General features: G+C 42.4%; 11 protein-coding genes and 4 tRNA genes. 3 read left to right on the forward strand and 12 right to left on the reverse strand.

The window, feature by feature from the left end; all coding sequences use genetic code 11:
* The first annotated feature begins 2 nt into the window (after positions 1-2).
* The 3 genes from hemX to FVA72_RS20285 all read left to right on the forward strand — a co-directional run bounded on the left by hemX (position 3) and on the right by FVA72_RS20285 (position 3,014).
* Positions 3-1,271 carry a uroporphyrinogen-III C-methyltransferase gene (hemX, locus tag FVA72_RS20275; protein ID WP_094962458.1) on the forward strand — a complete coding sequence of 423 codons (1,269 nt, stop codon included), beginning with the start codon at positions 3-5 and terminating at the stop codon, positions 1,269-1,271.
* A gap of 2 nt (positions 1,272-1,273) precedes the next feature.
* Positions 1,274-2,467, forward strand: coding sequence for a protoheme IX biogenesis protein HemY (hemY, locus tag FVA72_RS20280; protein ID WP_110591031.1), 1,194 nt, complete (start codon positions 1,274-1,276; stop codon positions 2,465-2,467).
* A gap of 319 nt (positions 2,468-2,786) precedes the next feature.
* Positions 2,787-3,014 carry a hypothetical protein gene (locus tag FVA72_RS20285; protein ID WP_004906084.1) on the forward strand — a complete coding sequence of 76 codons (228 nt, stop codon included), beginning with the start codon at positions 2,787-2,789 and terminating at the stop codon, positions 3,012-3,014.
* 807 nt (positions 3,015-3,821) lie between these two features.
* Here FVA72_RS20285 and FVA72_RS20290 read toward each other — a convergent pair.
* From FVA72_RS20290 to rfbA, 12 genes are all read right to left on the reverse strand, one after another.
* Positions 3,822-3,898 (reverse strand) — tRNA-Pro (locus FVA72_RS20290).
* Positions 3,899-3,938: 40 nt separating this feature from the next.
* Positions 3,939-4,024 (reverse strand) — tRNA-Leu (locus FVA72_RS20295).
* A gap of 15 nt (positions 4,025-4,039) precedes the next feature.
* Positions 4,040-4,115 (reverse strand) — tRNA-His (locus FVA72_RS20300).
* A 79-nt stretch (positions 4,116-4,194) separates the two neighbouring features.
* Positions 4,195-4,271: transfer RNA gene (locus FVA72_RS20305), tRNA-Arg, on the reverse strand.
* 167 nt (positions 4,272-4,438) lie between these two features.
* Positions 4,439-5,815 (reverse strand): bifunctional threonine/serine APC transporter ThrP, encoded by a 1,377-nt coding sequence (thrP, locus tag FVA72_RS20310; protein WP_004906089.1) that lies wholly within the window; start codon positions 5,813-5,815, stop codon positions 4,439-4,441.
* 289 nt (positions 5,816-6,104) lie between these two features.
* Complete coding sequence (wecG, locus tag FVA72_RS20315; RefSeq protein WP_036958810.1) at positions 6,105-6,872, reverse strand: lipopolysaccharide N-acetylmannosaminouronosyltransferase; 768 nt, start codon at positions 6,870-6,872, stop codon at positions 6,105-6,107.
* A 9-nt stretch (positions 6,873-6,881) separates the two neighbouring features.
* Complete coding sequence (wzyE, locus tag FVA72_RS20320; protein WP_110591030.1) at positions 6,882-8,237, reverse strand: ECA oligosaccharide polymerase; 1,356 nt, start codon at positions 8,235-8,237, stop codon at positions 6,882-6,884.
* Positions 8,234-9,316 carry a TDP-N-acetylfucosamine:lipid II N-acetylfucosaminyltransferase gene (locus tag FVA72_RS20325; RefSeq protein ID WP_004906092.1) on the reverse strand — a complete coding sequence of 361 codons (1,083 nt, stop codon included), beginning with the start codon at positions 9,314-9,316 and terminating at the stop codon, positions 8,234-8,236. The genes wzyE and FVA72_RS20325 overlap by 4 nt, the downstream gene beginning before the upstream one ends.
* Positions 9,313-10,563 (reverse strand): lipid III flippase WzxE, encoded by a 1,251-nt coding sequence (gene wzxE / locus FVA72_RS20330; RefSeq protein ID WP_110591029.1) that lies wholly within the window; start codon positions 10,561-10,563, stop codon positions 9,313-9,315. The genes FVA72_RS20325 and wzxE overlap by 4 nt, the downstream gene beginning before the upstream one ends.
* Positions 10,563-11,693, reverse strand: coding sequence for a dTDP-4-amino-4,6-dideoxygalactose transaminase (rffA, locus tag FVA72_RS20335; protein WP_004907307.1), 1,131 nt, complete (start codon positions 11,691-11,693; stop codon positions 10,563-10,565). Before rffA ends, wzxE begins: the two co-directional genes overlap by 1 nt.
* Positions 11,680-12,420, reverse strand: coding sequence for a dTDP-4-amino-4,6-dideoxy-D-galactose acyltransferase (gene rffC / locus FVA72_RS20340; protein ID WP_110591028.1), 741 nt, complete (start codon positions 12,418-12,420; stop codon positions 11,680-11,682). The genes rffA and rffC overlap by 14 nt, the downstream gene beginning before the upstream one ends.
* Positions 12,398-13,279, reverse strand: a complete 882-nt coding sequence (gene rfbA / locus FVA72_RS20345) for a glucose-1-phosphate thymidylyltransferase RfbA (protein WP_096865163.1) — start codon at positions 13,277-13,279, stop codon at positions 12,398-12,400. Before rfbA ends, rffC begins: the two co-directional genes overlap by 23 nt.
* Positions 13,280-13,281: the final 2 nt, after the last annotated feature.

The following is a 13,281-nucleotide window of genomic DNA, read 5'->3' on the forward strand; positions in this document are numbered from 1 at the left end:
TTATGACGGAACACGATAAAACAACCGAGACGGTTACCCCAGAAGCTGGTGCAGAACAACAGCACCCAAAAACTAAACCTTCTTCGGAACAAAAACGTTCTGGTCTGATAGGCGGTGTAATTGCTATCGCTATTATCATCGCTATTGGCGGTGGGCTGTACTATTTCACTCAACAAAGTAATGCCACCTTAGTCAATGAAAACAATGAATTAAAACAAAAATTAAGTGATTTAATCGAACAACAAAACTCAGACAGGCAGCGGTTAGATGCATTAGTTGCGGCTAATGCTGAAATAAAAAGCCATTCTCGTGAATATGAAGAGAATCTCAACCGCCGCATGCAAGAGCTGCAAGCGCACGTTACTGCGTTATCTAGCGCTGATGTTAAAAGTTGGCTACTTGCACAAGCTGACTTTATGGTCAAAATGGCGGGAAGAAAGCTGTGGAATGATCGCGACCCAGTAACCGCGGCCGTTCTGCTAAAAAGTGCTGACTCAAGCTTGGCAGAAATGAATGACCCAAGCCTACTCGACATTCGTAAATCAATTAACAGTGATATGGCTAAATTAGCCGCAATCAACCAAGTTGACTATGACGGCATTATTTTACGTTTAAACCAGCTAAGCAATGAAGTCGATAACTTACGTTTAGCGGATTTAAACAGTGGAGATGCGAAAACTGAAGATAACGCTGACGTTAGCGATGATATTTCGGATTGGAAACAAAATTTGGCGCGTAGCTGGAAAAGTTTTGCAAATGACTTTGTCACAGTACGAGCTCGTGATGGCTCAGAAGCCCCTCTCCTTGCACCAAATCAAGACATTTACCTACGTGAAAACATTCGCTCTCAGCTATTAATTGCAGCGCAAGCCGTACCACGTTATCAAGAAGCCACCTACAAACAGTCATTAGAGCAGGCATCGACTTGGGTAAGAGCCTATTTTGATACTGAGGCGCCTGAAACCAAAGCATTCCTATCAACCATTGACGACCTAATCAATCAGCCGATTGATATTGACATGCCTGATACCTTGGAAAGCCAAGAAAAGCTAGAAAAAATCATGCAAACACGGGTTCGTAGCTTACTTTCTCAGTCATCCGACAATACAAAAGTTAGCGATGGTGCCGTTGATGCCGCAGCGGATGCGACTGAAGCGCCAACAGAAGCCGCAGCAGATGCCGCTGTTCCTGCCACGGATACGCAAAAAGCAGAGTCAGCTGACAATTCACACCCTTCTGAATCAGCAGAGCCTGCTGGCAATAGGGGGTAATTATGATAAAAGTCCTGATCCTATTTATAGTACTTATTGCAGGGATAATCTTAGGCCCATTATTAGCGGGTCACCAAGGTTATGTTTTTATCCGTACAGATAATTATGACATTACGACCAGTGTAACCAGCCTCGTTTTGGGCTTTATCTTGCTCCAGTTTGTGCTGTTATTCCTTGGTTGGTGCTACCGCCGCTTTATCAGCACGACATCACGTACCCGAGGTTGGGTAAGTGGTCGTAAATACCACAAAGCGCATACTCAAACACAAAAAGCGCTACTGAAATTAGCAGAAGGTGATTTCGAGCAAGTTGAAAAATTAATGAGCAAACATGCTGATTTTTCTCAACAACCGGTCATTAACTACCTCATGGCAGCCGAAGCTGCTCAACAGCGTGGTGATGAATATCGCACTCACCAATACTTGGATAGAGCCGCCGAAGCCGCAGGAAGTGACCAGCTTCCTGTCGATATCAGCCGTGTCCGTATCCAATTAGCGGAAGGAGAAGTCCATGCTGCTCGCAATGGTATTGATAAACTTCTCGACAAAGCCCCAAGACACCCTGAAGTATTGCGTCTTGCGGAACAAGCTTATTTACGTTCGGGCGCCTATCAGTCACTGATTGAATTACTTCCTGTTATGGCTAAAGTACAGTTACACAATGAAGATGAGCTCGATGCATTGAAATTAAAGGCTTACAAAGGGTTGATGAACCAATATATGGCTGAAGGGGGTAGTGATGGGCTAAAAGCTTGGTGGAAAGCACAACCTCGCCGAGTTCGTCATGAAACCGCATTGCAAGCTTTCTTAGCAGAACATTTAATTGAATGTGGTGATACTGCAAGTGCAGAAAAAATGATTATTGATGGTTTAAAACAGCAATATGATGAACGCTTACTCCTGCTAGTGCCAAAACTGAATAGTGAACGCCCTGAAGTTATCGAAAAAACCCTTTTACATCTGCAAAAGCAAAACGGTGCCACCCCGTTACTCAACAGTACATTAGGTGTTTTATCGCTACAGCATGCCCAATGGGACAAAGCAGAGACCTACTTTAAGGCCGCTTTAGCACAACGTTTTGATGTTCAGGATGCATCATGGTTAGCCGATGCGTTTGACAGGCAACATAAATCTAGTGATGCGGCAAAAATTCGCCAAGATGCATTAAACCATTCATTGAAACAAGAACGAAACTAATATTCTTGCTTATCCTTTTCTAAAAACTCCACACCTTTTAGTGGAGTTTTTTTATTCATAAACTTAACTGCCACTAAGCCTAGCTTCCCCAATCAAAACGCAGAAAAGAATTTAAATACATTGCGTTAGTCGTATTAAATCATCGTAAAAGGAGAATATGAGGTTTATGATTGGTAACATTACAGATCAATAACTCAATGTTTAATCAATAATCGTTATTTAAGGATCAGCAAAACACACTTGGCTATGTTATAAAATAAACACATAGTGTATAAAGCTTTATATACATCTTTGCTTTGAATGAATTAGGGATATCGATATGAATGTAATTAAAACTATTTGGCGCTGGATTATTGCAACCCCAAACCGTTTACAAATATTCTTTGATCTTCTGCTGTTAGTATTATCACCTTTTGTTTTTATTATGATTATTGGTTTTAATACCGAAGATCTTAGTAAAGACATTTTCATTATTACATTCATTATCCTCTGCTATACCTATATTACTCGCTGGTTCAGTAAATGGTTTAGTAAAGGTAGAAGCTAATACCTATCTTATTTTCAGCCTCTTAGTCATTTTCTAAGGGGCTTGGCTTTTTACATAAACAAAAAAAACACCTGCACAAGGCAGGTGTAAAATACAATCAGGTCTACAGACGGATGGTGCCTCACTCAACGTTTCGCCCGTTCGTTGATGGTAAGAGGATGAGCTCTTGATCATCTAAGTTGGACAATAGGCACCGATAATCGGCTTTGCGTCATCTCTGGGTTTATGAAGCTTCGCTGTCATAAGAAGTGAGATGAGCATCTACATATAAAATAATGCACAATGCATGCCAACTTTTTTAAACCGAGTTTTTTTTAAGTTTACTCTTTTGGCTTCGCTCTCATCTCTCGGTTTTACACATAATTTTCCTTCTTGGAAAGAAATCCCCCTAACATTAAAGAATTCACTAATGTGGTGCCTGTATCTTATCTTGCTATTTTGTCGCAGTTTAGAGACAGCATAAAACAGTTATTTATATTCCCTTATAAATCAACAAGTAAAATGTCTCCTTTTGACGACACCAATATAATGAATTGTATCTATTTTACGACACAGGCTAGTTAACCTGCTAAATTACAAATAAAAACAAGCAATTAACCATAGCCAATCATTATTGAAGAAACAGCACTAAGTAGACTTTAAACAATTCAGGTTATAACTAGGCGACAAGTGAAGATATACCGATGAGTATACACAAATATGTGATTCTAGGAGACTAACGCAGACAACAACGCGATGGGTCAAAGTGTGATGATTATAAAGCATAAAAAGCAAAAAACCCGTCGGTTAAGACGGGTTTCTTTAAATTGGTCGGCGAGAGAGGATTCGAACCTCCGACCCACTGGTCCCAAACCAGTTGCGCTACCAAGCTGCGCTACTCGCCGAAATTTTGTAGTACTTATTAATACCTATTACATTTCTTCGTGGTGCGAAAGGGGGGACTTGAACCCCCACGTCCATAGGACACTAACACCTGAAGCTAGCGCGTCTACCAATTCCGCCACCCTCGCAATGTCACAAAAAAATGGGGTGGCTAATGGGACTCGAACCCACGACAACTGGAATCACAATCCAGGGCTCTACCAACTGAGCTATAGCCACCATAACTTCACTTTTTTCAAAGCGTTGCTATATTACTACATACAACGTCATTTTGCCAACCGTAGCGAAGCGCTAAAACTGGTGCGCCCGACAGGATTCGAACCTGAGACCTCTGCCTCCGGAGGGCAGCGCTCTATCCAGCTGAGCTACGGGCGCTTAACGCCGTTGCGGGAGAGGATAGTACGGATTTATCCTCCCGCTGTCTAGTCCTTTTTGAAATAAAAATATCGATTGCTTGCCTTTTATCCATTTCGCTGAGAAAGAGAGCATATTTACCCTCTTTTTCACTGTACGACTAATAAAAATCCGTCGAAGGACTACCACTAAACTTTTGCATTGCGGCTATTGAACAGGCGAATAATGAAATAGAGCAGTGAAACGCCCCCTAAAAAGATGGCGCCAACGATTAAAGATAAACGGGTATCTGGGTTAATCGCCATCCCAACCAATACGCAGGCTAAAAATAATAAGGTCGCATAGTTAACCCATGGAAAAAGGATCGATTTGAAAGGATGCCCAATAAGCTTTTCTTTGTTTTGTTGGCGAAAACGGATTTGGCTGGTCAATAGCACTAACCAAGGCACCATACCTGGTAACACACTCGCACTATAGACATACACAAAGACTTTTTCTGGATTCGGTATGATGTAATTCAAGCTAGAACCCGCCACTAAACAGAGAATAGTAAAGCCAACGCAACGTGCTGGTACGCCATTTTTCGTTAATTTCAATAATGACTTAGGTAATTGCTTATTTTGCGCTAAGGCATATAGCATTCGCCCACCACTATACATGCCACTATTGCAACCAGATAACGCCGCAGTTAACACCACAAAGTTAATTACAGCGGCTGCGGACACAATCCCCACTTTCGCAAACGTAAGAACAAATGGGCTACCTTGTGAACCCACTTCCGTCCACGGAAAGAGTGTCACAACAATAAAAATAGCACCCACATAAAAAATTAATATGCGCCATAAAATATTATTGATCGCTTTTTTTAATGTAACTTGAGGATTTTTCGCTTCACCTGCCGTGATCCCAACTAATTCAACCCCTTGATAAGAGGCCACAACGATACACAACGCAAATAAGAAACCTTTCCAACCCCCTGCAAAGAAACCACCATGTTCAGTGAGGTTTGCTAGCCCAATCGGTTCAAAATTATTACCAAGGCCAAAAAAAATCAGCCCTAAGCCAATTAAAATCATAACTACAATTGTGGTCACTTTGATCATGGCAAACCAGAACTCAAGCTCTCCATACAGCCGAACAGCAGCTAGGTTAGCTAATGCGACTAATACCACGGCAATAATGGCAAAAATCCATTGAGGCACGTCAGGGAACCAATATTCAGCATATACGCCAATGGCAGTGATCTCTGAGATACCAACGGCCACCCACATGAACCAGTAGCCCCACGCAGTGAGACATCCCCAAAACGGACTTAAGTATTTATAACCAAACGAAGCAAAAGAACCGGTTACAGGCTCAAGAAATAGCATTTCCCCCATTGAACGCATAATGAAGAAAACAAAAATTCCTGCGATGATATAAGCCAGTAAGACAGAAGGCCCAGCCCATTTTAGTGTACTGGCCGACCCCATAAATAACCCAACGCCAATAGTCCCACCGAGCGCAATCAGCTCGATATGCCGTGCTTCTAACCCACGTTGAAGCCCTTGCTGTGGATTTCCCATACATACCCCTGTCAAAATTAGATATTTAAAATGCAGTTTTAATTGAAACTCAGTTAGTAATAATCACTGCAATTATTTGAAAAGCATCAATTAGGCGATTAAAAAAATGCCATAGCCGCAAGATTAAGCACAAACTGGTGCGAATATGATTATTTTTGAGGGATTATAGAAATATTTGAAGAAAGAGACCAGTCATTCGGAGAATTCAGACCGCAAGCAAGGGATTAGGCCTACTTGCGGCCAGTAAAATACATCGATAATAACGATAAAAATCAAATCACTATAAAAATTACAGCTTACCGCCGTAATAGTAACCTAAAAATTTCAGTAATTTAAACTGGCGAGTAATACGGGAAGGCTGAGATAGTAAGCGATACAACCATTCCAACCCTAAGTTTTGCCAAACTTTCGGTGCACGTTTTACATGCCCTGTAAACACATCATAAGTCCCCCCAACGCCCATATATAAGGCATCTGGGTACACACTTCGGCAATCTCGCATAAAAATTTCTTGTTTCGGAGAACCCATCGCAACAGTGACAATTTTTGCACCACTTGCACGAATGCGTTCGAACAATGCACTTCGCTCTTCAGCAGTAAAATAGCCGTTTTGCGAACCTACAATGTTCACATTCCACTGCGAGCGTAGCTTGCTTTCAGTTTGCTCTAGAATTTCTGGTTTGCCACCCACTAGGAAAACTGGCGTACCTTCTTTACCGGCCCGTTCCATTAACCCTTCCCACAAGTCAGCACCAGCCACGCGGGAAACTTCAGCTTGGGGGTATTTACGACGAATAGCACGGACAATACTAATTCCGTCAGCATATAAATATTCGGCTTGGCCTAGTAACGTATTTAAAGCCGTATCTTGTTCAGCGATCATCACTTTTTCTGCATTAATCGCAACGAGCGTTCCCGTTTTCGTTTCCCCACCAGCAAATAAGTAGTCTAAAAAATGGGCCATATTTTTAAAGCCCCAAATATTATGACCACGAATACTATATTGTGGAATAGATGGCTGTGTAACGGATGAAGACTGAGTTGATGACGATTCCATGATACTCCTTTAGCGGCTTTCACGCTGTTGGCTTCTTAAAAAAGAAGCTGTTTTTGTGCGAATAAGCCCTGCACTTTCAAATAACCAATACAGTAATTTTGCTAACACCAGACACAGTCCGAATATTAAGCAGAAGAAAACCACCCGTGAGACGAAAGAATCCACGCCTTCACGCGCTAAAACAATGATGTTAAAAATGGCACCAAAACAAAATGCCTGCATAATGGCAGCCTTATAGCGATTCGGTTCTTTCAGGCTCATGCCATAGATCCAATCAAACCATTTGATGATAAGCCCCACAACTATGGCTCCGAGTGGTATAAAAATCACCCCACCCATCACCACCAATGAACCAATCAGTGTTGGGGAAATTGCCAGTCCAGAATGGTTGTTTAGTACTTCCCACGTAAAATAGTTGGCAGAATTCAATACCGTATCTGGGCGTTCTGGCCAAACCCAAGAAGGAATAAAAACATAAAAGTCACGGATAATCGGCGCTAGGCCTTGAAAGTCCATCTCATCATAGTGGCTTAACAGTAATGCTAAGTTTTCCCACGGGGAGAATGTGTCCCGTGTTAAATACAAGAAAGTGTAATACGCTTCGGCACCACTGACATCTAGCCCATAGCGCTTTAAGGCTAACCAGAACATACCTACAATACTTGCGACCCCGGCTGCAGCTAGCATCCACAGCGTAATCCAACCCCTGACAATCCCAATAAATAAGAATAGTGCGAAAGCAATAATAATGTTCGCTCTGGTTCCTCCAACGATAACATAGGTCAAGAAACCAAATGCAACGGTACTAACGAGGAAGAAAATCCAACGTTTCTGTGTCGGTCGCAAGAAATAAACAATCAACATTGCCGGTATGAAGAAATAGAAAAAGCGTTTTAATGCCACGCCAGAAACTTGGCTGGAGAAAATTTGGCTATAGGATTTTAGCTTAAACAGCAAAAAACCGTTCTGCATGAAAAAGATACCTACTGTCACGACTGCAATCAGTATCAATAACAGACAGGTTAGATTCGTTTCCACTTTGTTCATGCTAAACAACGCACGCCGTGGTGCGTCTGGTTGCCTAGAAAGCCGTGTTTTATAAGCAACATAATAAATCGCATAAAAACTGGTAGCCGCTAGTTGGGCGTAAAGTAAGTAATCCGCTTTCACAACCGCAACATCAAATTGGAACACTAACGCACAAGTTAATGGAAAACCAAAGTAAAACGTCAATAAATACAGCATTGAAAAGAAAATATTGAAGTTAAACCGAGCACGTAAAAACTCTTTGTACAACAAAGTACCAATAAAAATAATTGATATCAGGTAGGCCAGTGCTAAGCCACCTAACTCCGTCAGTGTCATGCTCGCTCCTCCACGGCACTGAGAACGGCTTTCCAGCCTTCAGTAAAGTTAGGAGCAAAAAATTCGATATGCTGTTTATCTAATAAGCTCATTTGGCGCTGAGCTTCATCCACTAGTGGTATCGTCAGGTTGTCACCATAGAAAAATACAGGGACATTTTGAGCAGTTAGATCCTGCCAAAATGTATTTTGACGGCTGATCACAAAAGGAATACCAAATTGAATTAGCAAACAAACCGTACCAACACCTTGCTGGCGATTAAAAATAAAATAGCCAAGATCACAGGATTTGAGCAAATTAAGGTACTCGCTAAACTCCATGCGCTCTTTCAGAATTTCTACTTGCCCTGAAGTAAACTCACTATTTGCAGCCTGTTCGACTTGTTCAATATAGCCTTGGTTATTTGCAGGATAGCCCATTGGGACAATAACCTTAACCTCATCACCAAATTGCTGTTTAATCGCACTCAGCGCCTCTACATGACGATTAGAACGGTCACCTGAGTTACCCAACAAAATAGTCAGTTGAGAGCCTTCACGTGCCTTAGGCTCGCTAATTGTCAATGCGGGGTCCATTCGTGTTGGAAAATACAACACAGTGGCAGGCACTTTAGGGTTCGACTGGTGGAAATAGCACAAATCCCCACGTGTTGCACACACATGCCCTACTTTTTTCTGCGCTAAACGACGCAAAATATAGAATAACTTAAATTTTAGGGAGCTAGATTCTTCATAGAGGTCAGCTCCCCATATATGCCACCAAAACTGATGGGATTTGATTTGACCAAATAATAGCGCTAACCAAATAGGGGCGTTGAATTGCCCATGAAAGAAAAAGCGAGTACGGCGATCTGCCTTGGCACGCTGTATAACACTATTAGCAATGGCCTGTTTATTCGCAAAAACATCTATTTTTAGCTGAGGATAAGCGTCAGCAAGCTGCGCATCATCGCTTACCACCATAAAATGCGGCGTTGATGACGAAGCCATTTCTTGGCAAATGACGTCATTAAAAAACGTCAGTACCGTCTGATTGTGGTGTGGGAGGTTCGATCCCAGTACATGTATTAAGGTTGTCATGCTCGCCTACGGTAAATCAAAAATACGCAACAACATAAGGTAAAATAGACAATATAAGTGGCCATATAAGCCTGAGTTGCACCTACTGCACCATGTTCAGGGATAAGCCAATGGGCAAAGCCCGTTAATAATAAAAATTGACTCACTTCAGTGAGGACATAAAAACGCAATGCGGCTTTGGCAATGACCAAATAGCCAAATACGTAAGCCCCCACTTTCAATACATCACCGACCAACTGCCATGCAAACAGGTCTCTCATCCCTGTAAATTCTTTTGAGAACAGCAACCAAATCGCGAAATCACGTAGTAACCAAACTGTAAAACTCACAACGGCAACAGCAGGTAAAACAAACTTCAATGCTTTAACAATTTCTGCTGTGATTTCATTTTTATGCTGCAAACGCGATAACGTCGGCAATAAATACACTGAAAATGTCGCGGTAATAAACTGCAAATAGGCATCTGAAATGGTGGTCACACCGGTCCATAACCCCACTTCATCCCAGCTATAGGTTTGGGCAAGTAAGTTTCGCATCATGATATAAGCGACTGGCAGTGTGACTGCCGTTAGCATCGCCATGACCGTAAATTTGCCTAAATTAGTCGCAATCGCTTTGTCCCATGCTGGCTTCAATGACGATAACGCAAACTGCTTGCGTTTAATTATCATCCCAGCCGCAGGCAATACCACAAGTGCAGGAACTAATGCTAACCCCGCTAGTGCACCTTCATACCCGCCCACTAGATAGCATAAATAATAAGCAATTACACCAATTACGCTACCTAAAATAATGGCTAATGCGTTTGCTGATGCGTCTCGGTAGCCCTTCAAAATAGCCAGAAAATAGTTCGCATACGCGATACCCATTTGAATTAAGGCGACTATTTGAATAACTGAGCTGTATTTTTCACTATCAAATAACGCCATGCTAATTGGCGCACTGCAAAGTAAAAAGATAAGCGCAAGTAGCGCTGAAAATCCTAGAATAATCGTCGATGAAGTTCCCAGAACCGCACGTAATTTTTGTGGGTCTTGGTGGTACTCTGCAACATATTTTGTGACACCATTGAAAATCCCTGCACCAGATAACACCCCTAGTACAGTAATTAATTGGCGGAAGTTACCCGCCAGCCCCACACCGCTGGGCCCAAATGAGACTGCAAACAACTTAACGATTAACAGGCCTACCCCGATTTTAATCAGGGTAGAGCCAGCAGTCCAAACCGATGCTTTAGCAAGAGACATTAGGCAAAGAACGCTTTGATTCGCTCAATGACCGTCTGCTGTTCGTCATCAGTCATGTTGTAGAACATCGGTAAACGCACTAAGCGATCACTTTCTGATGTTGTATATTTATCTTCACCATGGAAACGGCCAAACTCAATACCTGCCGGGCTAGTGTGTAATGCAACGTAGTGGAATACCGTCAAAATGCCATGAGATTTCATGTAATCATTGAATTCGGTACGCTCTTCGATATCTTTAAGTTTGATGTAGAACATATGGGCATTATGTTTTAAGCCTTCTGGCACAGTTGCTAGGACTAAACGTCCCGCATCAACCAATGGCTGCAACGCTTCATCATACCGTTTCCATAATAGTAAACGGCGATCATTAATTTTGTCGGCTTCTTCTAACTGTGCCCATAGGTAAGCCGCTTGCAAATCAGACAACAGGTAGCTTGAGCCGATATCACGCCATGTGTATTTATCCACTTGACCACGGAAAAATTGGCTACGGTTCGTTCCTTTTTCACGGATCACTTCAGCACGGCTAATCAAGTCTTTATCATTGATAAGCGTTGCCCCACCTTCACCGCCTGAAGAATAGTTTTTAGTTTCATGGAAGCTATAACAGCCAATGTGGCCGATAGTCCCCAGTGCTTTGCCTTTATACGTCGACATCACACCTTGTGCCGCATCTTCAATCACGAATAAATTGTGTTTTTTCGCAATAGCCATAATGGTGTCCATCTCGCAAGCAACACCTGCATAGTGGACAGGAACGATGGCACGCGTACGTTCAGTGATTGCGGCTTCAATTTTAGTTTCATCAATATTCATGGTATCAGGACGGATATCAACGAATACAATTTTAGCGCCACGTAATACGAATGCGTTAGAGGTTGATACAAAAGTAAAGCTTGGCATGATGATTTCATCACCCGGCTTAGTATCAATCAGGATCGCCGCCATTTCTAATGAGGCCGTACAAGATGGCGTTAACTGCACTTTCGGGCAATTAAACCGTTTTTCCATCCATTCTTCACAACGTTTCGTGAAGCCACCGTCACCACACAGTTTGCCACTTTCCATGGCTTGTCTCATATACTCTAATTCAGTACCTACAACTGGTGGTTTATTAAATGGAATCATGTTGTCCCCTGTATAACCAATAAGCGGTACTGGCAATTGCTGCACCGCTACGTGAATAAAGATTTAATGCCGCAACATTACTGATTTGCGTGGCCACATTTAACTGTGCTTTTTGGTGTTCCACACACCAATTAAATGCTGCAGACATCAACTTACGCCCTACACCTTGCCCCTTCGCTTCTGGTATTTTCGCTAGTAGGCCAACCCGTGCTGTTTCTGCATCAAGATGCCGTAAACTCACAAAGCCCAATATCGCACCAGACGCGTCTTTAACTAGTAAACAAGTGTGATCAAACGTACCAAGTACTGATTTTTCTATCCACAACGCATAAAACTGACCGCTATCACCATCACGATACCAAGGTGCTCTAAAGCGGCTTTTGCTAAAGACAGACTCAGCGGCTTGCCGTAAAGTAGGAATATCATCCACTTGTGCAACAACAATGTGCTCTTCCGCTGTTAAACCTGCCTTTAAATAAGCATTTTCTGTGCCAATAGTAAGAGCGAAATCGATTTCACCTTCAACAAATGAAAAACCCATACCAGCCAAATCATCAATCAGCTGCGTTTCAGACGCGGCGACTTTTGCTTGCACGATATCGTATTCATTTATTTGATAAGCAAGGAGGGTCTCGAGATTATCCCCCGTAAAATTCAACTTTGCCGTTGAGCGATGAAAAAATTCGCTCTCCCATGGCAGGCTCTCAATACTGGCGCGGACGGACACGTAATAAATCCTCTAAGTATTGCCCATAACCTGTTTTTTTCAGCTGTTGCGCTGAAAAAGCGACTTGCTCGTCTGTCAGCCAGCCGTTACGCCATGCTATTTCCTCTAAACAAGCAACTTTGAAACCTTGACGTTTTTCAACGGTTTGCACAAAGGTACCTGCCTCAATGAGGCTATCGTGGGTGCCTGTATCTAACCAAGCAAAACCACGACCGAGCAATTCAACGTTTAATTCGCCACGTTCTAAGTACATTTGGTTAATTGACGTGATTTCTAACTCACCTCGTTCAGAAGGCTTAACTTGTTTTGCAAATTCAACTACTTGTGAGTCATAGAAATACAGCCCTGTCACCGCCCAATTCGATTTAGGTTTAACCGGCTTTTCTTCAATCGACAGTGCTTTAAAATTATCGTCAAATTCCACGACACCAAAACGCTCAGGATCCATCACTTGGTAACCAAAAACCGTTGCGCCATTTACTCGTTTAGCAACAGATTTTAATTTTGGGCTAAATGAATGGCCGAAAAAGATATTGTCGCCCAATACTAAACAGCACGAATCACCGTTAATGAACTCTTCACCAATGATAAACGCTTGCGCAAGGCCGTCTGGTGATGGCTGTTCTGCATAGCTCAGCTCAATCCCAAACTCATTACCATCCCCTAATAAACGCTTAAACATCGGCAAGTCGTCAGGGGTAGAGATAATTAAAATCTCACGGACTCCCGCCAACATCAGGACTGAAAGCGGATAGTAAATCATCGGCTTATCGTAGATAGGCAATAACTGTTTAGAAATACCGCGAGTGATAGGATGCAAACGCGTCCCCGACCCTCCAGCTAATATAATACCTTTCATAC

Source organism: Providencia sp. PROV061 (assembly GCF_011045655.1).
GTDB lineage: Bacteria > Pseudomonadota > Gammaproteobacteria > Enterobacterales > Enterobacteriaceae > Providencia > Providencia hangzhouensis.

What these genes read in the sequence shown, in the direction of transcription:
- thrP (WP_004906089.1), bottom strand. Translation starts at nt 5,815, where the DNA reads ATGGGAAATCCACAGCAAGGGCTTCAACGTGGGTTAGAAGCACGGCAT.
- rffA (WP_004907307.1), bottom strand. Translation starts at nt 11,693, where the DNA reads ATGATTCCATTTAATAAACCACCAGTTGTAGGTACTGAATTAGAGTAT.
- wecG (WP_036958810.1), bottom strand. Translation starts at nt 6,872, where the DNA reads ATGGAATCGTCATCAACTCAGTCTTCATCCGTTACACAGCCATCTATT.
- FVA72_RS20325 (WP_004906092.1), bottom strand. Translation starts at nt 9,316, where the DNA reads ATGACAACCTTAATACATGTACTGGGATCGAACCTCCCACACCACAAT.
- wzxE (WP_110591029.1), bottom strand. Translation starts at nt 10,563, where the DNA reads ATGTCTCTTGCTAAAGCATCGGTTTGGACTGCTGGCTCTACCCTGATT.
- wzyE (WP_110591030.1), bottom strand. Translation starts at nt 8,237, where the DNA reads ATGACACTGACGGAGTTAGGTGGCTTAGCACTGGCCTACCTGATATCA.
- rfbA (WP_096865163.1), bottom strand. Translation starts at nt 13,279, where the DNA reads ATGAAAGGTATTATATTAGCTGGAGGGTCGGGGACGCGTTTGCATCCT.
- hemY (WP_110591031.1), top strand. Translation starts at nt 1,274, where the DNA reads ATGATAAAAGTCCTGATCCTATTTATAGTACTTATTGCAGGGATAATC.
- hemX (WP_094962458.1), top strand. Translation starts at nt 3, where the DNA reads ATGACGGAACACGATAAAACAACCGAGACGGTTACCCCAGAAGCTGGT.
- FVA72_RS20285 (WP_004906084.1), top strand. Translation starts at nt 2,787, where the DNA reads ATGAATGTAATTAAAACTATTTGGCGCTGGATTATTGCAACCCCAAAC.